The sequence below is a fragment of the Corallococcus sp. AB038B genome (genome assembly GCF_003668955.1).
Classification (GTDB): Bacteria; Myxococcota; Myxococcia; order Myxococcales; family Myxococcaceae; genus Corallococcus; species Corallococcus exiguus.
The window spans coordinates 1-394 of sequence record NZ_RAWO01000323.1; the positions used below are offsets into that span (position 1 = coordinate 1).

General features: G+C 35.0%; 1 protein-coding gene. It reads left to right on the forward strand.

The features are described 5' to 3' along the window. Nucleotides 1–183: hypothetical protein (locus tag D7Y04_RS46250; protein ID WP_233601884.1), on the forward strand; the 183-nt coding region annotated here is incomplete at its 5' end. Nucleotides 184–394 lie beyond the last annotated feature (211 nt).

Here is a 394-nt window from a genome sequence, read left to right on the forward strand (position 1 = left end):
AGCGAAGAAATCAAAGGCTCACTACCCAAAACTGATCAAATCAAATCAAAACTACAACATCAGTTTGTCGAACCATTAGGAGACAAAGCTGCTAAAGTCCAAAAAGCTGTCAAATCCAGAAGCGAACAAGTTCGTATCCGTTCACTTCTTTTCCTCATTGATGTCTCCTTCTATTTTAGTTGAAAACAACAGTCATCAAGAAAATCAAATCGTTCAAAAAGCAGAAAAAACCGAAAACATTAACCGAAAAAGCCAAGGAGAAATTTCGATCGTTAAGTAAATCTGTTCACGCGAAACTTCCCTCACAGGAAAAAAAGAAGAAAAAGAACGAGAAAAAACTTCAAGTATTGAAGAAAATCAAACCAAAATTTCAACTGAGAAACAAAATAAACGG